The sequence below is a fragment of the Spirosoma luteum DSM 19990 genome, assembly GCF_000374065.1.
Taxonomy (GTDB): domain Bacteria; phylum Bacteroidota; class Bacteroidia; order Cytophagales; family Spirosomataceae; genus Spirosoma; species Spirosoma luteum.
Window position 1 is genome coordinate 11866 of sequence record NZ_KB893270.1, and the last position, 19926, is coordinate 31791.

Sequence of the window (19926 nt, forward strand, 5' to 3'; positions counted from 1 at the left end):
AAAAAAAGCCTTTCGGGGGCTGGTTAGTCCCTTAGGTGGTAAGTCGTTTTAAGGGCACATTTTCAACCGGGCGGATCACCAGAGGCACCTTCTCTACTTTCACCGAACTACTGTCCAGGCCAAACCACCGGTCTTCGGGCGTAGTGAAGCCTTTAACGGTGAAGTAGATAGTCATGATGAACCGTTCATAGACAGACAGTTCGTTTTCGTAGGAAAGAAACTTCTCGAGCACCACAAACCGGAAATCGCCGATCACGTTCTGGCGGCTGAGCGATTCATAGCGGCTGGTGATATCCACCTCTTTGTTCCTGACCATGTCCTCGATCACCTTCCGAAAGAACAGGTTAATGCGCTGCTCTACCCGAAATCCGAGTTTGAAGGTCACTTTGTAGGCATCGTCCACGGCAATGGTGTTCACTTTATACTCCATCGTGTAGGGGTCATCGGTGATGTCGACGTGCACGAACCAGTAGATGTCGGCCCGTTTGGGGCGCTTTTGAAAGATGGAATAAATGATCTTTGACTCAATCTCGGACTGCCGGGCCGCATTGCTCATAAACACCAGGTGGGTGGCGTACTTGGGTACGCTGATGTCGCGACTGAGTTCTTTAATGGACTGCGTATACTGTTCGATGCGCACGTATTCGGTCAGTCGCAGCTTAATCTGGAAGGCTTGCAGCCAGATATACATGACCCCTCCAATGGCCGAGCCGATCAGAACAGAGACCCAACCTCCATGGGGGAACTTAATTAGGTTGGCCACTAAGAATCCTCCTTCCAAAGTTAGATAGAAGGTCAGAAACAAAACAACCCCCCACGCCTGGTACTTGTGGGTATACAGGTAGTACGACATCAGCATAGTCGTCATCAGCATCGTCAAGGTAATGGCCAGCCCGTAAGCCGCTTCCATATTGGCCGATTCCCGAAAATAAAGCACCACCCCCACGCAGCCCCCCCAAAGCAACAGATTAACACTTGGCACATAAAGCTGCCCCTTTAGGGCACTTGGATAGCGCAGCCGAACCTTGGGCCAGAAGTTGAGCCGGATGGCTTCACTTATCAGGGTGAAGGAGCCGCTGATCAAGGCCTGGCTGGCAATGACGGTGGCGGCCGTGGCGATGATAATACCAATCGTTAGGAACCAGGGCGGCATGATTTCGTAGAAAGGGATGCGCTCGGCCAGACGCTGTCCTTCCTGGCCTAACAGCCAGGCCCCCTGGCCAAAATAGTTGAGCAGCAGGCATGTCTTGACAAATACCCAGCTCAGGCGGATGTTACCCCGCCCGCAGTGGCCCATGTCTGAATACAAGGCTTCGGCCCCCGTGGTGCACAAAAACACCGATCCCAGCAGCCAGAATCCACCCGGGTACTGGGTCAGCAGCCACCAGGCATAATACGGGTTCACGGCTGAAAGGATCTGGGGAGTCTGCACAATCTGAAGGGCACCTAGTGTGCCCAACATGATAAACCAGACCAGCATAATGGGGCCGAAGGCCGTGCCTACCACCCCCGTACCAAAGGCCTGAATCAAAAACAGCACCGTTAGTATGGCAATGACGATCTCAATAATGAGTCCGTGGGTAATGTCGGGATACAGCAGGCGGAGCCCTTCAACGGCTGATGAGACCGAGATGGGGGGCGTAATGATGCCATCGGCCAGTAGGGCTGCCCCCCCGATAATGGCCGGTAGGGTAAGCCAGCGGGCATGCCGACGAATTAGGGCATAAAGCGCAAAAATACCGCCTTCCCCCCGGTTGTCGGCCCGCAGAATTAAAATGACGTACTTCACCGTCGTTTGTAGGGTGAGCGTCCAGAATACGCAGGAAATCGCTCCCCGGACGAGGTCGGCCTGGATGACGGTTGACGTACCAATAATGGCCCTGAGGGTATACAGTGGAGAGGTGCCAATATCGCCGTAGATGATGCCCATGGCGACCAGCATGCCGGCCGCCGTTACCTTATCAAGGTGTTTTTTATCACTCATAAAACAGGATGAATCAATTAAAGAAGGGATGAATAAAAAGCCCCCTGGAGCCTGCCTAGTTAAGAAGGGACGCCAACCAGGGGAACAGGGACACCAAGTGGCGGGTGTCAACCGGATGGACGCCGAATCGCCTCCATCACCAACAGCACGGCTAAGGCCAGCAGATTGGCGGTAACGCCGATGGTCCACCGTTGCTCGCTGCGGGCAAAGACCATCAACACCGTGGCCAGCAGGTTGACCCGAATCACCACTAGGCGAGAAAGGCTGTGCAAGAGGCCCAAAGCCACGGTTGGCCGGTTGGCGGGAGCTGGTTTGGCCTCTTTATGCGGGCGGGGTAAAGGATCAGGAATTAGGAGGTAGACCCCAGCAGCTCCAAACAAGGCCAGTAGCACCGGCAGGTAATCACCTGTCTGGTAAACAGTCCTGGCAATCAATAAGCCAAGCAGGCAGCCGACGAAAGCGGCCGATAACAGGTAAATCCGGATATACCGCCAATCCTGCTCGCGAAGGCCTAGGCGTTTACCCAGCAGGGCCAGCGCCCCGCTTCTCAGAAGAACCAGAATAAACAAGACACTAAGCAGCATACCCAGCCATTCGGGCCGGGAAGCGAACCGATCAGGTTGATGGTCGGGACCAACGTGCACCGGTAGGCGAGAGGGCAATTGATGCCACTGCCCCCAAACCCATAGTAGGGGTCTGCCCAGCAGTAAGCTACTCATCAACCGGTAAATGGTTTTCATAACAACGACCCAGGTCATTAGGGCGGAATGGGGTAAAAAGCCGTTAGGCCACAGCTAGCTGGAAGAAGAACGTGGCGCCACTCCCCCCGTCGGGGTACAGGCCGATCCGGCCACCCATGGACTGGATAAATTCTTTGGATATGGACAGGCCCAGGCCCGTTCCGCTGAAAGAACCCGGCAAGCTCGGAGCTTTGCCATAGCGCTCAAAGACGCGCTCATGAAACTCTTCGCGTATGCCGGGTCCATAATCGCGCACCCGGAATTCAATCTGGTCGCCAATCTGCTGGGTCGTTATCTCAACCCTCGATTGATCGGGGCTATGGCGAAGGGCGTTCGATAAAAAATTAATCAATACCCAGGATGCCTTGTCGGGATCGGCCTTGACGGCGGGTAAGTTGGGCGACAGGCTGACCGCGAAGTGAATGTCTTTTTGCTCGGCCTGCATGGTTAGGGCACTGGTGGCGGCCCGGACCAACTCGTCGGGGTTTACCGCCTGCATGTGAAGCTGGATCTGGCCCGATTCCACCTGCGCCATATTCAACAGTTCGCCCGTAATAGTCAATAACCGATCGGCCGAGTCCCCTACGTGGTTGACGAGTTGTTTTTGTTCGGCATTCAAGAGACCCACCCGCTGATCCTGGAGTAGCTTTAAACTCAGCTTGATGCTCGATATCGGTGTTTTAAGCTCGTGGGAAACTGTAGCAATAAAGTTAGTTTTGGCCAGGTCACGTTGTTGGTAGGAAGTGACATTCTGCAGCACAATCAGGTAGCCCGCCGGCATGGCATTGGTTTCCCCCGGCGGGGCTACCTCCACTGCGTGAATCTGTTTGACAAAATAACTGTCGGGGCCGTTGCCACTCGCCGGATCGGTTATCTTCAGCAGGTTATTACCCGTTGGGGGGCGGGGTAGCCCCTCCGTCATAATGTCACTGATCAACAGGCGCATCAAATCGTTAGTGGCGGCCAGATCGGGCGCGTACTGACCCACCGCCCCCTGGCGGTCTACCCCCAGGAGCCGCCCCGCCACTGGATTGATGAACAGGATGCGCCGCTGTTCATCGAGGCCGATCAATCCGTCGGGCATTATCTCGACCAGGGTATCGACTCGTTTTTTTTCAAACAGGACCCGGGCCAGGCTGGAGTGTTCGAACTCGTGGAGCTTTTGGGCCATGGCGTTAAAGGATTGAGCCAGTTCCCCCCACTCATCCCGTGAGCGCACCGTCAACCGCTCCTCAAAATTGCGACTGGCAATCTGTTTGATGCCCTGGGTTAGCTCGCGCAGCGGATTGGCAATGTAGCCCGGTATGCTGATGACGAACGAGAAAACAACCAAAAAGCCCAGTGTGCCCATAAAACCAAGCCAAACCATGGCATCCCTGGCAGTCTGATCAGCCGTGTGGCTTTTGCGCACGATAGCCTGCCGGTTCAACTCATTAAGGGAGAATAAGCTTAGTTGCATCCGGCCCAGAATCCGCGCGTCCAGGGCCTGCCCTTTGAGTCGGTTAAACTCGCGGCGGATGTCGCTGGTCGCTTGCTGTTCACCCACCTCGGTAACATTGGCTTCCTGTTGCTGGAGGCTGGCCTCAAAGTCCGTCAGGGCATCGGGTCTATCCAGCTCGGTTAATGCCTTTTGCATGTCGCTGACGAGTTGAAGGGAAACCGAGTTGTCTTTTAAGATGGCCCTTGAATCCCGGGCGAGCCGGTTGAGATAAAAGGCACTTAATCCCCCTAACAGGAGAATAATGCTAAACAGGAAACCCAGCGAGAGGGCTATTTTGGTTTTGAGCGTCATTACATTATCAGACCAGGGGCCCTTCACGAGCCCAACCCGCTTTTAGGAGTCGTTACCTTTAGGATTGATAAAGCATGGACAAAAATTCATCCAGTTTTTCTCTTCCGGGCCAATACAAGGAATAACGGTCTAAAAGACAATTCGTTACGACATCTCTTTAGGCGGGAAATTCAGGAGAAGGTGCCCGTGAGGATACCATTTTGACACGGTCAATTCTCAATTTGACATGGTTGGGGGTTACAGTCCGTACTGATCGACTTTTCGGTAGAGCGTACTCAGGCCAATCCCGAGCAGACGGGCGGTTTCGGTTTTGTTGCCATTGGTATGACGGAGGATCTGGGCAATATGCTTTTTTTCTACCTGGGCCAGATCAAAAGCCCGCCCGTTGGTTAGCGTCGCTGACGACTGGACATCCAGCGGTAGATGTTCGGGTAACAGTTGGGGTCCGTCGTTGAGGATTACTGCCCGTTCGATGACATTCTTAAGCTCGCGGATGTTTCCTTTCCAGGAGTAGCCCATCAGCACCGCTAAGACTTCTGTGGTTAAGGACATGGGCTTTTTGCCAATTTTTGCCGTATCCTGGCGGGCAAACTGCTCCGCCAGCAAGGGTATGTCCTGGGGCCTCATCCGAAGGGGGGGCAATTCAATTGAAAACACCGAAAGGCGGTAAAAGAGATCGAGCCGAAACTGACCCCCACCCGCTTCCTGTTCGAGGTACTTATTGGTGGCCGCTACTACGCGCACGTCTACTTTAGTAGGCTTGGTATCGCCTACCCGGGTGAATTCCTGGGTTTCGAGTACTCGCAACAGTTTGGCCTGCAAATCCAGGGGCATATCCCCAATCTCGTCTAGAAAGAGGGTTCCTTTATGGGCCTCGTCGAATAAGCCTTTCTTGTCCCGCGTTGCACCGGTAAAGGCCCCGGCCCGGTAGCCAAAGAGTTCACTTTCCAGCAGGTCTTTGCCTAAGGCACTGCAGTTGACGGCCACAAAAGGGAATGTCCGGCGGGGGCTTTCCTGATGGATGGCCTGAGCAAACACTTCTTTGCCCGTACCCGTCTCCCCCGTCAATAGAACGGTCGTATCGGTGACAGCCACCCGACGTGCCAATTCAATCGCCTGTTGGATTACTGGCGACTGGCCGAGTATTTTGTCAAAGGCATACCGGCGCTGTACCTTTTCTTCTAAGTGTTTGATTCTAAATTGCAGGTTGGCCTTCACAATGGCCCGACTAACCAGGGGTATGATTTTATCGTTGTCATCACCTTTGGTAATGTAGTCGAAGGCTCCATTCTTCATTGCCTTTACCCCATCGGCAATGGTGCCGTAGGCCGTCAGGACAATGATTTCAGTGGCCGGGTAGCGTTGTTTGATCTGGGCCGTCAGGTCAACACCATTGGCGTCGGGTAACTTTACATCGCAAATGACAAGTTGAATTTCCTGATCCTCCAGCAGGCGCAGGCCACTGTGAGCATCATCGGCTTCGAGCACTTTGTAGTCTTCCAAACTCAGGATCCGGGCCATTAACTGCCGGAGTTTGGGTTCGTCGTCAATGATTAGAACTGTGTTGGGCATATACGTCCAGTAATGGTAGATAAAGGATCTATGTAATAACGATGATTCGTGTCTTATTATAGTTTATTTATAAAAAATGGACTTGCTACCTTTTATTGGACAAAAAGCTAAGAAATAGTAGTCCAGTAAAAGGTAGCAAGTCCAATCTTTTCATGATGATGAAATTTATAAATCAATTTACAAATGAAATCAAAATTAATAGGTGCATTCTTATGCTCTATGATTAAAGTGAAAAGGGTGCTAGCGTAGGCGAGCATCAATTCAATCCGTCGCTTACATTCGTTAGAAAGTGGCGCTTGTTGCCTAATGGGGACGAACTGCCGCTGGCAGTTTTACATTTGAGTCGGGCTTTACCGTAGTAGGTCGACCCATTTTTTACTACGTTTGTAGAGCCGCAGTTGGGACTGTTATGTTGGTGCCCGGGTGGACATACCATTGCGGGTCACGGTGCTGGGTAACCCAGTCCTGGGCGAGCGGGTCACGGTGGAAATCCAGGGGGCGGAAGGCCAGCGGCTAGAGCTGGAATTGGGCGACGAGTGGGGCCACCGGGTGAGTGATCAGGTAGTAGAGCGTGCCGGTTTGGTGGAGCGGCAGGTGCTGTCGCTGGGTCATCAACCAGCGGGTGTTCTGCTGTTACGGGTAAGTACACCTAGCCATCATTAAACCATAAAGTTACTTAAACTGGACTAGTTGCCGTGAGCGGCCTTTATTTCTGACGATCATTGCAAAGAAAGTTTTGCTTTAAAAAAGGCACGGCTTTTTGCTACATATGCTACGGCTGCAGTTGACAGTTGTTAAAAGATGGTAAAGCCAAAATCAGGTGATTGGAACAACTCGGAAACGGTTTGTCACCGGAAGAAACACAATGGCTTGACAGCGGGTATCATGGATGGTATGTAACCAGCGAAAGCTGATTTAATCAGCCCAGTCAGTGGCCCTTACTCGGATAAGCTGAACCAATCTACATGCGGTTCAATCCTGTTGTCATCCATCGTTTTTGGTCAGTTGGGCTTTATCTTTACCCGGGTAGATGCCGGCCAATCGGCCCAGATTGGGCTATTTGTGTGTTTAAGTGCCTAATGATTGTGTTCATGTAGTAGACACTATCCCAGAAATTCGGTCGGTTTAGGCCAAGTATTACCAACATATCTTGACTAACTTTCTGTTGACAACTGAGCGGAAATAATATCGTTTAATCAGTGACATCATGCCCATTATCATCCGCTAAACAGGCACAGTCTGCTTGAGATACATCGTTTTGGTGAGCAGTACGAAACACTAGATCAGGTGGTTTTAATAAGTCAACTCTCACCAGTAGTATACGGATGGGAGCATACTCAACGTATTGAACAGATCCGGGGGTCAATTTTTGATTATTGACCGTGTGATCCCTCAGGCTCAGCTGGTAACTTAATATTCTTAGCCGTGTACCGAACCACAAAAAAGGTCAGGGTATCCTTACCGGTATTGACCAACCCGTGAAACTTCCACGGATCAATGTACAAAACATCCCCTGCTTTGGCCCTTGATTTCTTTCCGTCAAGGCGCCATTCCCCTTCTCCCCGTACCAAATACAAGTATTCTTCCATCGCATGACGATGCTCAGGGTGTGCACTTTTTCCGGGCAGCACGTGAGCCAGCGCCACCAGACCGTCCTTAGTGCCGTAGCTTTCGGCTTTATCCGTATAGAGCAGCATTTGCCCCCAACTGTTATTGAGCACTTGGGCATCGCTTTGGTGCATGATCTGCGTTTGCAGTGTTCCTGATTTTGCCTGCGCGGTAGTATCAGTAGAAAATAAAAGAGAAATGCACCCAATCAGGTAAAATACACCAGTAATTCTAAATCGAAATTTCATAAAACAGAAGTTGGGGTTCAGGGAGAGAACACTCGTTAAATCAGCTTCTAAAGATATAGAAAACGCTGCCAGCTCCGATTTATAAATCAGGATCAGCAGCGTTTTTTAACTAGGGCGGAGTAGTCAACTGAATACTCCGCACAGGCTCACCCGTAGCCTTACACGCCCCTGATTTCCCACCCCTTACGGTACGTACGACGCAGGTACTTGTCAGCAGCCGGATAGTTAGAGAACTTCATCCGGGCGGAATCCCATGTCAACAATTGGCCCGGTACCCGTATGGCCACTGTACCCAGCAAAACGGCCTCTGCCATTGGACCCGACTGCGCAAAATGCGATTCTGTTTTTTCACCGCCCAGGCAGGCATCCACAAAATGATGGTAATGGTTTCGCTCTTCTAAGGCAGGGTTGCTATGCGCTTTCATGGTGCCCGTCGGGATAATCACGGGCATTTTTTGGTGGGGAATCAGCAACGCCCCTTCGGTACCAATCAGCATGGCCGATTCGGCCGGGTATTCCCCTGCGGTGAATAAATCCCTGATTTCCTGGGGGGGATAAAATTCCCCATCGAACCACTCCACCGGTAAGGTATCAGACTCGGTTAGCTCGTTGCCCGGAAACACCCAGCTAATGTGGTTACCCTGGGGCCAGGTATCAGCCCGACGTTCGGTAGACGCTTCCCATGATTTTTGTACTTCGGCCTGCACCGACAGGGGAGCTTTCATGCTCAGGCCTTTCCAGACGGCGTCAAAAATATGGCAGCCAATATCCCCCGACCAGCCCGTACCGAAGTCCTGCCAGGTGCGCCAGATGGCAGGGTGATAGATGTCTGGTGCATAGGGCCGGACAGGGGCAGTGCCAAGCCACTGATCCCAGTGCAAATACGCCGGAACCTCCTGACCCTGGGCCGGGCGAGGGCCCACGAGCCGATACTTTGCCACCGCTCCGGGTCGGTTCGAACATAAATAGGCATGCTTTACTTTACCGATAATACCCTGCCTAAGCCATTGTACGGCGGTTCTGTCGCCAACGCTAGACGCTACCTGAGTACCTAGTTGCGTGATTACGCCAGCTTTCACAGCCGCTTTGGTAAGCTCCCGCACTTCGGCCACGTCATGGCACATTGGTTTTTGACAGTACACATGCTTTTTTAGCCGGATAGCCTGGTAAGCAATGGGAAAGTGATTGTGATCGGGCACGGTTACATTGACCGAATCAAGGGCATTAGCTTCCAGCCGGAGCATTTCCCGCCAGTCGGTATACGTCCGGGCACCGGGTACTAGTTCAGCGGCTCGTTTCAGGTGATTCTCATCCACGTCGCAGAGCGCTACAATGTCTACCTCCGGATGTTTTTTAAACTGGTTCAGGTCTCCCCATCCCATACCGCCTACGCCGATACAGGCATGTCTGAGTTTGGCAGTACGGCCAGAAGCCTGTGCGGAGGCACTTAGTAAGAGCGGAGCAGCCATGGCGGCCGTAGCGGCCTGCACCAGAAATTCGCGACGGGAATCCTGACTAGATTTATAGTTCATTGATCTACAAGGTTTAGGTAAATCGTTACCGGGCGTTTTTCCATAAAGGAAAAACGCCTGGTTTTATCCTTACGCCGTTCTGATAATCAGTGAATTTTGGCTTTTTAGACGTCGTATAAAGCCAGTCCCTTGTCCTAACGTAGTGCCGGATAGTATTTCCTAAGGATAACGGTCGTGAGCTGGGCACAAAAAAACATCAGGCTATTGAAGTAGCCTGATGTAAACACAAAGTTCAGTAGAAAAGCTTTACTCAGATATCCGAATACTCGGTAGGATACAGGAAGTACTGCGTATTTTTAGACGTGTTGTTTTTGTATTGTTCGTCGGCTATCAGGACTTTCCATTCCGGTGAATCGACAAAGGCTTTCCAGTGGGCATCGCGATCGGCCTGGTTGACGAAAGTAGTCATGTACATCAGGTTGGGCATGTGGCTGCCGGTAATCACTTCACCATAAAACACCGCATTGAAGTTCAATCGCTTAAAAAGGGCGACTTCGCCACCCGTATTAAACATTTTCACCTTATTCAGGTAATATTTTTCTGTGGGTCCTTCATAGCTGCGTAGCTCGTAGATACGATCGCTTTTCGGGCCGTTGAGATTGGGTAGCATCAACTGAGGGGCTTCGCTAAAAGCCAGTAAAATAATGGACTCAAAACGGTCGTAGGGCTTGTTATCAAATTTAGCGTTGATATACGCATTCCCTGCCTGTTGATAGACTGCGTCGGCATCCAGTTTTTTAGTAATAGTCAATACATGGTTTTGCGACTTCAGTGGCGTGAGAACATACACTTTTTTACCGGCATCGTCTGTAGCTGATCTCGGCTTGAACACCCCGATCGTTTTAATTCCCTGCCTGTGCAGGGCCGGAATGTAAGCATCCTTCAAATAGGCGTCCAGGGCCTGTTCCTGGGCAGAGCTACTGATGGTATAAATCTTGATTTCGTAAAATTCTCTCTTGGCGGCCTGAGCAAAAACTACGGTTCCAAGAACAAAAAGCAGGGAAAGCATAAAAGATTTCAGGACTGGTTGATGGTTATTCATACATGAAGTTTTTTGTTAATTGTCAATTTAACAAGTAGAAATTTAGGGAGATTGCATGAAAGTGCAAGTTAGCCATCTTTGTCAGATGGATGTAGCCGAATTCTTTTTTGAAGTAGATGATCCGTGTCAAAGTGGGATGAGTTACCGTGTATCATTGGACATCACCATGATCGTTTTATGTGGTTATTTGGCTAATTGTGAATTGTGAAGGATTTGAAAAGTGTATGCTACTGAATGTGTCGAACAGATCTTAGAATCAAAAAGTGGCGATTGAAACACCTCGGAGACTTTACTATCCAAGAAAACCACAGCAGCTCACATTCGCCTTGGTTTGGCAGCTGCGATTCTACTCCCTGTTTCACTCAACCCCTAGCCTATGGTAGAATCTGGTTTCAGTTCCCTTTGTCAGGCGTTAAGGCCGTCGGCGCTATTTTCCACATAAAAGCTGTTTTTGCCCCTTTTCTGCAGCTGGCCCCTCCATTATCCCAATGAGAAAATACTATCCCATTATCCGAACGCTACACCTGTACGTCGGTTTAGTCAGTAGCCCATTCATTCTTATTTTCAGTCTAAGTGTCCTGGTCTTTAACCACATTGGCTTTTTTAACCGCTTTACTCCGGTACAGGAACTCCCACCTATAAAAACCAGGCTAGCCAGTTTTCCGCTGGATACCAACAATTTAGCCATGGCTAAAGCCATCTGTACCCAATTGGGTATTAACGGCGAGATTGACTTTATCGCCAGAGATGCCGACCATATTTCCTTTCCCGTCGTTAAGCCGGGCTTAAGAACGATAATTAACGTGAACAGTCACACCGACAGCGTCGTAATTACCCGGCAGCGGGAGGGAACCCTGCGGGCGCTGAGTTTCCTGCACCGGATGCCGGGGCAGCATAATGCGGCCTTACGGGGTAATTCGATCTATATGAAGGTGTGGAAAGTCATGGCCGACGGCGTGGTCTATCTGCTTTTATTTCTAACGACCAGTGGTATTTTTTTATGGTGGTTCCTCAAAGCAGAGCGTCGCCTGGGGTTTATAGCAATTGGATTGGGCGTTTTCATCTTTTCAACCCTTCTCCTGCTTATTTTTTACTGATACATGCCTACCAACACCTCGACTAAATCGTACCCCAGCGGGTTTACTCACTGGAACCGCAAGCTGCACATCCATGTGGGATTATTCTTTGTTCTGTTTGTCTGGTTATTTTCCTTTACGGGTCTGTTACTAAATCACGGTGGGTGGAAGTTTGCCAGTTTTTGGGAACAGAGACAGCAAAAAATGACGCAAACACCCGTTCAACTACCGGCCAGCCGGGATAGTGTTGTCCTTCTCCATAGCCTGATGCGCCAGTTGCATCTTGCCGGGGAAGTAAGCGAGGTGAAACTAAGCCCTGACAGCCTTGATTTTCGGGTTACCATTCCGGGGCACGGCCGGAATTTACACATTGACTTCGCCCGAGGGATGTGCACCCAAAAAGAATTCCAGTTCAACGTGTGGGGAAAAATACGGACCCTGCATACCTTTAATGGGGTTAACAAAACGCAGCCGGATGCCGGCACTAACTGGCTAATCACCCACCTGTGGCTTTGGACTATGGATGGTCTGGCGGTCGGTCTGGGGGTTTTGTGTATGAGCAGCTGGGTAATGTGGTACAAGGTGCGAAAAGCCTATAAGTGGGGAATGATAGCCCTGGGACTGGGATGGATGGGGGCTCTCTACTTTGTGTTTTTAATCGGCCTGCGATAAACCCTCGTTTGAACGTGGACTTGCTACCTTTTATTGGACAAAAGCTAAGAAATAGTAGTCCAGTAAAAGATAGCAAGTCCAAAAGGATAGGTCTCAGCCTTCCAGACAAAATTACCAGTTGTTCTGGCGGGTATATTGATATCGGCCTTGAGTTTACCCTCCTCCTGCTTTTAATTGGGGAAGCTGACACAGTTGGGACGGACGGCCGCTGCCGTAAATCCGCCAGATTACTGGACATACATCCATTGGGGTGTTAAAAGTGTTTGAGCGATGGATTCCAAGTAATGAATGAACATGGTTAAAGACTTAACATGCCGTCGCAAACATGTGATGCCTTGTCGAAAGAACGAAACGGACAATAAGCGGCTTCTATTTTGATACACTTTCTTCTTTAAGGAGCAATATTTGTTCTGGCCTGTTCCCCAAAGTGAAATGGATGCGAACCCTATTCTACAGCCAAAAAATAAAGGCAGGTAATCAACCTAAAGACTTCAATCAAATGATACAAAGAATAAAAATGCAGGCTCTGTCTGCTCTGTTTTGCCTGATCAGCCTGTTGGCACTAGCCCAGCAGCAAAATCAAGCTTTCTTCTTTATCCAGATGACCGACACCCAATTCGGATTTTTTACCGATAACAAGAGTTTTGAGAAAGAAACCCAAAACTTTGAAAAGGCTATTGCGGCGGCCAACCGGTTGCATCCCGCCTTTGTCGTCGTTACAGGCGACCTGATCAATAAGCCCGCAGACAAAGCGCAACTTAAAGAGTACAAACGAATTGTAGCCTTACTTGATCCCACCATACCCATTTACCACGTGGCAGGAAATCACGATGTGACCAATGATCCTAAGGAAAGTGATATCGCCGTTTACCGCAAAGAACTTGGGAAAGACTATTATGTAATTCGATATCAGGGAATGCGCGGGATCGTATTGAATTCGCTGTATTTTAAAAGTCCTGCAGGGGTTGAAAAAGAAGCGGCTGCGCAGGCTAAATGGCTGAACAAGCAACTAAAAAAAGCCGACCGTTCGTCAGCCAAGCCGTTGCTGGTATTTCAGCATCACAGCTGGTTTTTGACAGACGCCGGTGAAAAAGACGAGTATTTTAATATCCCGACCGTGACGAGGGAAAAATACCTGGCAATGTTTAATGCCTATGGCGTCAGCCACATATTTGCCGGGCACTACCACCGCAACGCATTCGGTAAATCGGGGGACATGGAAATGGTCACAACCGGACCGGTAGGAAAGCCGCTCGGAAAAGATCCGTCAGGCTTTCGGATCGTGAAGGTATCTGGAAGCACCGTCAGTCACCAGTATTACGAACTTGACCAGGTGCCGGAGCGGATCGTTTTGGATTAATAGGCTATCCACTCTTTCTGTAAATTGGTGTGTATCTAGTACAAGTGCGATTATGAACCGTAAAGAAACATCTCAATGAACGCCCATTTTGTCGGGACGTTGTAACAATTTCTCTGTGATGATGGCCAGTTGCTTTATTGCATTCTCAAATTGCCTACTCACAAATCAAGGTTTCATTTAAGCAGACGGGATGGAGTTTGTTCGACATTAACAGGTGATTATAGGTTTACTGTAAACTTTACAAAAAAGGTAGGTCAGAACAATCTGGACTCGGCTTTTTTGTGTAGTTAATCGTTCGGTATAAGCGATTGAAAGCAATGATGAAAAATTAGCCCTCCTCGGCCATCTAGAGTCTTGTCAGAGAATCATTTGGAGCTTTTTCTGAACTAATATAAAAATAATTGTAAATTCAGTTACAAATTTTTTTACAGAAACTGTCAAATATAATCCGTAGCATACGGTCATAAGGACGAACTAAATGTGTTGTCGCTTCAAACAGCCAAAAGGCCCTAACTAGTAGCCAGGACCTTTTCACTCCCCGAGTAATAGGGGCATTAATTCACTTTCAGAACCCTGACGGTTTGTAATTGGCCCTCGCTGCTGGCCCGTAGTAGCAGAGTGCCTGGGGGCAGATTCGATACATCGAACCGATAGTGCTCACTGGCACCCGCTCGCTCTGTACGTCTTTGGTCAATAAGGCGTCCCTTAATATCAGTTAAGGACACATATAGCGTCATATTATTACTACCCGTTACGTCAACTTCAAGGGCCTCACGCACCGGATTGCCCAGTATCTTCACCTGTAGTTTAGCTGTCGGCTCTGTGCTCACTCCCATTCGGGTTGAACTACCCCCGTTACAGGCGGCCAGCCAGTTATAATTAAAACTGGCCTCACCCGGTGTGCCACTTTGAGTTGCCTTCAGGGTGATGGTGAGGTTGTCCGTATAGAGCCGCAGGGTATAGGGGCCGGGGCTAGTGGTGGGTAACATCTCATTGACTACGGAGAAACTGATGGGCTGGCCGTTCAAACCCGCGTACTGGGGAGTCAACATCACCCGTCGTTCGGTCGTACTCACGGTTTGGCAGTTTACCGTGGCTCCGGTGATAGCGAAGGACGAGGTTGGTGACGGTGGGCAGAATGATAATCCCCCCTGGGTAGCGGCATACACCGTCGAGCCAACTACATACACACTCTGCACCTGATTAGCCCCCAGCCCATTGGCGATGGTCCTGGTGGTAAAGGTGTTGCCTCCATCGGTTGAAATCGATAACCCACCCAAAGTAGCGGCATACACCGTCGAGCCAACCGCGTACACATCAAGCACAATACCTCCTCCCAGCCCATTGGCGGCAGTCCTGTTGGTAAAGGTGTTGCCCCCATCAGTCGATATTGCTAATCCGCCACCAGCTATACCGGCATACACCGTCGAGCCAACCGCGTACACGGCAAGCACATTATTACCCCCCAGCCCATTGGCGGCAGTCCTGTTGGTAAAGGTGCTGCCCCCATCGGTCGAAATCGATAATCCCTCCTGGGTAGCGGCATACACCGTCGAGCCAACTACATACACGCCATTCACAACATTAGCCCCCAATCCATTGGCAATGGTCTTATTAGTAAAGTTGGTTCCCCCATTAGTTGATATTGATAACCCACCCAAAGTAGCGGCATATACCGTCGAGCCATCTGCGAATACGCCCTGCACATTATTACTCCCCAGCCCATTGGCGGTATTTCTGTTGATAAAGGTGTTACCCCCATCAGTCGATATTGCTAACCCACCATTGGTAGCGGCATACACCGTCGAGCCAACCGCAAATACGCGCCACACATTATTACTTCCCAGCCCGTTGGCGGTATTTCTGTTGATAAAGGTGCTGCCCCCATTGGTCGATATTGCTAACCCACCATCGGTAGCGGCATACACCGTCGAACCAACCACGTATACTCCCCGCACATTATTATTCCCCAGCCCGTTGGCGGTAGTTCTGTTGGTGTAGGTGTCACAGGCGGGACCGTTCTGATCAACCGGGGTGCTGCTACAGGAGGCTAACCAGTTGTAGTTGAAACTTGCTTCACCTGCTGTGCCACTCTGGGTGGCTTTAAGGATGATGGTGGGATTATCGGTGTACAGACGCAGGGTGTAGGGGCCAGGGCTGGTGGTGGGTAGCATTTCGTTGACTACGGAGAAACTGATAGGCTGGCCGTTCAAACCCGCGTATTGGGGCGTGAAGGTCAACTGGCGCTCCGTGGTACTCACCGTAACGCACCGCACCGGGGTCACGCTCGCGATAGTAAAGCCAGCAGGCGGGGCGCAATTGATCAGTATCGAGAGTTCATCAGCACTGGAACCGCCTGTTGAAACTAAGTCGGGTCGGCCATCGCCATTGAAGTCGCCTACGGCTATCCGACTGAAAGTCCTGCCAACAGGAAACCTAGTAGCCGCCCCAAAGCCGCCACTGCCATCACCCAGCAACACCGAGACGTTATCAGGTAATGGGTCGTTGTTAGAACGTCGGATGGTTGCAGCCAGGTCAGATCGGCCATCGCCGTTGAAGTCGCCCACGGCTACAGAGCCGGGAGAAGCATCAACCCCAAAATTAGTGGCTGCTCCAAAGCCTCCATTGCCAGTACCCAAAAGCACCGAGACCGTGTTTGAGCTTCCGATGGTTACAGCCAAGTCAGCTCGGCCATCGCCATTGAAGTCGCCCAATGCTATCCCACGGGGAGACCTGCCAACAGGAAATTTAGTAGCTGCTCCAAAGCCGCCACTGCCATCACCCAGCATCACCGAGACGTTATCAGGCAGTAAGGGGTCGTTATCAAAATGTAGCATGGTGACAGCCAGGTCAGATCGACCATCGCCGTTGAAATCGCCTACTACTATTAAACTGGCATTAGCATCAACCCCAAAATTAGTAGCTGCTCCAAAGCCTCCACTGCCAGTACCTAACAGCACTGAGACGGTTTTTGAACTGTAATTAGCGGTTGCTAGGTCAAGTCGGCCATCGCCATTGAAGTCGCCCACGGCTATTGAAGCGGCATTGCCACCAATAGGAAAGTCAGTAGCCGCCCCAAAACCACCACTACCAGTACCCAACAGCACTGAGACATTGGTAGAACGATCATTGGCCACAACCAGGTCAAGTTTTCCATCGCCATTAAAATCCCCAGCGGCTATTGGATCCGGCTGATTACCAACACGAAATTCAGTAGCCGCCCCAAAGCCACTGCCATTGTTTAAGCGCACTGAGACGGTGCTGTTACCTACGCTCGACGAAGCCAGGTCGAGTTTTCCATCGCCGTTGAAGTCACCTACGGTTACGTCAAGAGTACCCGGCTGAGCATATAGGGTTGTCCTATTGAAACACTGCCCCAAGCCCACCGTACTGAGTCCGGTGAAGAGCAAAAACACCAGCCACCAGCAGGGGACTACACCAACGTTAACTGGCTTACTGGATAAATTGTGGTTTCGTCGGCCCAGGGGGCTGATGGGTAGAGAAGAATTCATAGGAGGGATGGAAGTTTAAGATAACTACGCTAGTGTCACACACTCATTAACCACGGACGAGCAACCAAATCTGATCTTACTTTAGATAGCGACGTTGGTAACTAATCGGCTAAATTGACCTCATGGCAAACAAGGTCAAAACAACGTACTGTAGTAGCAGGCAATCCTAGTGCGCCGCCGCATCGGAAAGATGATAGTCGTGTGCGCTGGGTAGCACCCATGGCTATGACAATAATACTGTAAATTAGGAGGATACTTATGCGTTTTTATCTAACGGTAATTAGCAGTGGGCAACGATGAGAATCGTACGCCACTAATTGTTGTTTACAGTTATTAAAGTTTTGCGCATCGGATTCAGATTAAAGTCGGACGTTTTTCTGAACGCTGTCTGGACAGGTGAAAAGGTAAGGATAAAGAAATATTTTATATCTGTTCAGTGGTCCGCCACCACGGCTCTATCTTCGACTACACGGCCTACCTCGACGTCCTCTAATTGAAGGAGTGGCTACTTTTGCAGTAGACAAGGAGAGTATGAACATTGAACAGCCTGGCTTTGTTAGCTTAGTTCAGGGTGATAACCAGTCGTCCATAGCCCTATTCGTTGACTGAGTCGGACCCTAAGGGGTATCGACCAAAATCCGGGCTAAATCGTTTAGCCCCGCATAAACTGAAAGCGAATGCTGCTAGGTATGCCCCAATGGGCGCAGGCCGGCCTCTGGGGGCTGGTTTCAGGGAGCGCCTTGCTCATGGGCGCCCTAATGGGCTACTTCCTCTCCGTGCCACAACGGCTTATTGCGGGCGTGATGGCCTTCGGCAGTGGCGTGCTGTTTTCGGCTCTCTCGTTTGAGTTGATGGATGAGGCTTACCACACAGGCGGATTTGTAGCCACCGGGGGTGGGTTTCTGGGGGGAGCCCTACTGTATTCAGGGGCTAATTACGTTCTATCCCATCGGGGGGCTAAACACCGTAAACGCTCGGGAGAAGAACACCCCAAAGAGAGCGACCAACCGGGCAGTGGCTTGGCTATCGCCGTGGGGGCCTTGTTAGATGGTATACCCGAATCGATTGTGATTGGGTTAAGTCTGCTGGGTGGAAAAGGGGTCAGTATGGTGGCCGTCATTGCGGTCTTTCTGTCGAATATCCCCGAGGGTTTATCCAGTGCGGCAGGCATGAAAAAAGCGGGTCGATCCATGGGGTATGTGCTGGGGGTGTGGCTTGGTATCGCCCTGATCTCGGGCCTGGCCGCCCTGCTGGGTTACAGCGTTTTTCAAGACTACCCCAATGCCGTCATTGCGGCTACCACCGCTCTGGCAGCGGGGGCCATCCTGGCCATGCTGGTCGATACGATGATCCCCGAAGCCTTCAGCGAAACGCGCGAGTTTGCGGGTCTGTTGACAGTGCTGGGCTTTTTAGTGGCATTTGTGCTCTCCAAGTGGGAAGGGTAGTGGGTGATGGTATTTTCCCCTCAGGTAGTCGGCTACCTATGATGTCAGTTCTGTTGGGGCCCGAATCAATCGGTTACCAGATGAGCCTTACTCTCGACTGAATCGGCCGTTTTAATGAACCTTTGCCGGGTAAAAGAGGTGTTCCTGACGCGTTGCCTGATTTACTAATTGTCAAGTCTTAGCTTAGCGTACGGGTGCCTTGTCTTGAACTCAACTAGAGGTTTATCTGAACCGAAACAGAGAGACAGGGTAGGAAGAAGATCCTTTAAAAGACAATAGAACCCCTTCGTCAAAGGGCTTACCGTTAGTAAGACCGTGGTGGTTTCCTTCAGTAAGTTGGGCTTGCCGTCGGTAGACGGGGATCGATGGGGTAGGGCTCGATGCGCACTACCCTACACTCGCTTCGAGCCGCATGCAACGGGTCTAACAGCACATTACGAGAAGGCGAAAGCGGCACTACCGCCGAGGGTAAACCTAAACACAGCGTCTGATGCCGCCCAAACTGCTCCTGGGCAAAGCTCGCCAAGCCCGTTGGGGTGGCGTAAGGATTATCCCAGCCGGCCGGTAACTGATCGACAGCCAGCAAGGTGAGCGAATCGTCGGGCACGACAATCTCACAAAGAATCAGCGGGGGCAGATCGGCCAGTGAGGTACCCTCCAAATGCACCATGTACTCCAAAAAGCATAACTCGGGTGTGGTAGCGGTATAAACCATTGGCCGACCTTTGGCGTTCCAGCGGCCTCCCCGTAGTTGAGCACCAATGCCGTCTAATATCGTGTCGCGGTGAGCGTCGGTCTGAATCCGGTATAGTGTCAGCGCCATCAGCTAAAGACCCCATACTCAATCCTGCCCAGAATGTCTTCCACTAATTGAATCCCGGTCGGGCTATCCATCAAGTCCAGGGGCGAGCGGTCTACCAGTAGGCGTAACGGACGGCGCAGCCAGCGACTAAATTTAGCCTGATCCTGAAAGACGGCCGAGCCATAGGTAGCCAGTCGTCCTAATACTAAGAGCCGTTCGGAGGTAAGGGCATCCAGCCGACCGACCTTGGCCTGCCGGTGAAAGGTAGCCGTTGATTGGTTCAACAAGCGGGCCATCTCCTTATCTGAAATACTGAGCAGCCCAGCGATCCGGCTCGTTTCTGTACCGGCCAGTCCTTGTCGGGATCGGTCAATAAGTTGAAGCGGAGTGAGGGGGATGGTAATCGTTTTCGTGTCAACGTTTACTGGCTGATGGGCAACGATCGGAGTAGGTATCATATTTACTCAATGATTCGGGTGTAAAGAATCATTTGATTGCAATATAACACGCTTTTGATTCTATTTGTTCCGGACAGAAACAA

The 19926-nt window shown here is 50.8% G+C and carries 16 protein-coding genes; 5 read left to right on the forward strand and 11 right to left on the reverse strand.

The window, feature by feature from the left end:
- Positions 1–31: 31 nt before the first annotated feature.
- The 5 genes from B156_RS0119730 to B156_RS32640 all read right to left on the reverse strand — a co-directional run bounded on the left by B156_RS0119730 (position 32) and on the right by B156_RS32640 (position 6524).
- Positions 32–1984 carry a KUP/HAK/KT family potassium transporter gene (locus B156_RS0119730; protein ID WP_018621504.1) on the reverse strand — a complete coding sequence of 651 codons (1953 nt, stop codon included), beginning with the start codon at positions 1982–1984 and terminating at the stop codon, positions 32–34.
- Between the two features lie 107 nt (positions 1985–2091).
- Positions 2092–2724, reverse strand: coding sequence for an SdpI family protein (locus B156_RS0119735; protein WP_157627104.1), 633 nt, complete (start codon positions 2722–2724; stop codon positions 2092–2094).
- 43 nt (positions 2725–2767) lie between these two features.
- Entirely contained in the window at positions 2768–4516 is a 1749-nt protein-coding gene (locus B156_RS0119740) for a sensor histidine kinase (RefSeq protein WP_018621506.1), read from the reverse strand.
- 237 nt (positions 4517–4753) lie between these two features.
- Positions 4754–6088 (reverse strand): sigma-54-dependent transcriptional regulator, encoded by a 1335-nt coding sequence (locus B156_RS0119745; protein ID WP_018621507.1) that lies wholly within the window; start codon positions 6086–6088, stop codon positions 4754–4756.
- 256 nt (positions 6089–6344) lie between these two features.
- A complete protein-coding gene (locus B156_RS32640; RefSeq protein ID WP_425423313.1) occupies positions 6345–6524 on the reverse strand; it encodes an IS1/IS1595 family N-terminal zinc-binding domain-containing protein in 180 nt (59 codons plus the stop codon).
- Here B156_RS32640 and B156_RS0119750 point away from each other — a divergent pair.
- Entirely contained in the window at positions 6512–6751 is a 240-nt protein-coding gene (locus B156_RS0119750) for a hypothetical protein (protein WP_157627105.1), read from the forward strand. The genes B156_RS32640 and B156_RS0119750 overlap by 13 nt on opposite strands.
- 710 nt (positions 6752–7461) lie before the next feature.
- On the opposite strand, the gene B156_RS30415 is transcribed toward B156_RS0119750, so the two are convergent.
- The 3 genes from B156_RS30415 to B156_RS0119765 all read right to left on the reverse strand — a co-directional run bounded on the left by B156_RS30415 (position 7462) and on the right by B156_RS0119765 (position 10518).
- On the reverse strand, positions 7462–7944 hold the full coding sequence (locus B156_RS30415; RefSeq protein WP_018621509.1) for a cupin domain-containing protein: 483 nt from the start codon (positions 7942–7944) through the stop codon (positions 7462–7464).
- Positions 7945–8102: 158 nt separating this feature from the next.
- A complete protein-coding gene (locus B156_RS0119760) occupies positions 8103–9476 on the reverse strand; it encodes a Gfo/Idh/MocA family protein (protein ID WP_018621510.1) in 1374 nt (457 codons plus the stop codon).
- A gap of 250 nt (positions 9477–9726) precedes the next feature.
- Positions 9727–10518: an NIPSNAP family protein gene (locus B156_RS0119765; protein ID WP_052635778.1), complete on the reverse strand. Its 792-nt coding sequence runs from the start codon at positions 10516–10518 to the stop codon at positions 9727–9729.
- Positions 10519–11006: 488 nt separating this feature from the next.
- On the opposite strand from B156_RS0119765, the gene B156_RS0119770 reads away from it, so the two are divergent.
- The 3 genes from B156_RS0119770 (at position 11007) to B156_RS0119780 (ending at position 13626) form a co-directional block, all read left to right on the forward strand.
- Positions 11007–11615 (forward strand): PepSY-associated TM helix domain-containing protein, encoded by a 609-nt coding sequence (locus B156_RS0119770; RefSeq protein WP_018621512.1) that lies wholly within the window; start codon positions 11007–11009, stop codon positions 11613–11615.
- A 3-nt stretch (positions 11616–11618) separates the two neighbouring features.
- Entirely contained in the window at positions 11619–12266 is a 648-nt protein-coding gene (locus tag B156_RS0119775) for a hypothetical protein (RefSeq protein WP_018621513.1), read from the forward strand.
- Between the two features lie 499 nt (positions 12267–12765).
- A complete protein-coding gene (locus B156_RS0119780) occupies positions 12766–13626 on the forward strand; it encodes a metallophosphoesterase (protein ID WP_211211239.1) in 861 nt (286 codons plus the stop codon).
- Between the two features lie 554 nt (positions 13627–14180).
- On the opposite strand, the gene B156_RS30420 is transcribed toward B156_RS0119780, so the two are convergent.
- Positions 14181–17138 (reverse strand): FG-GAP-like repeat-containing protein, encoded by a 2958-nt coding sequence (locus tag B156_RS30420; protein WP_018621515.1) that lies wholly within the window; start codon positions 17136–17138, stop codon positions 14181–14183.
- A gap of 677 nt (positions 17139–17815) precedes the next feature.
- Between B156_RS30420 and B156_RS0119790 the strand changes: the two genes are divergently transcribed.
- Complete coding sequence (locus B156_RS0119790) at positions 17816–18583, forward strand: ZIP family metal transporter (RefSeq protein WP_018621516.1); 768 nt, start codon at positions 17816–17818, stop codon at positions 18581–18583.
- Between the two features lie 328 nt (positions 18584–18911).
- On the opposite strand, the gene B156_RS0119795 is transcribed toward B156_RS0119790, so the two are convergent.
- Positions 18912–19406 (reverse strand): RES family NAD+ phosphorylase, encoded by a 495-nt coding sequence (locus B156_RS0119795; protein WP_018621517.1) that lies wholly within the window; start codon positions 19404–19406, stop codon positions 18912–18914.
- Positions 19406–19843 (reverse strand): type II RES/Xre toxin-antitoxin system antitoxin, encoded by a 438-nt coding sequence (gene parS, locus B156_RS0119800; RefSeq protein ID WP_018621518.1) that lies wholly within the window; start codon positions 19841–19843, stop codon positions 19406–19408. Before parS ends, B156_RS0119795 begins: the two co-directional genes overlap by 1 nt.
- Between the last annotated feature and the right edge of the window lie 83 nt (positions 19844–19926).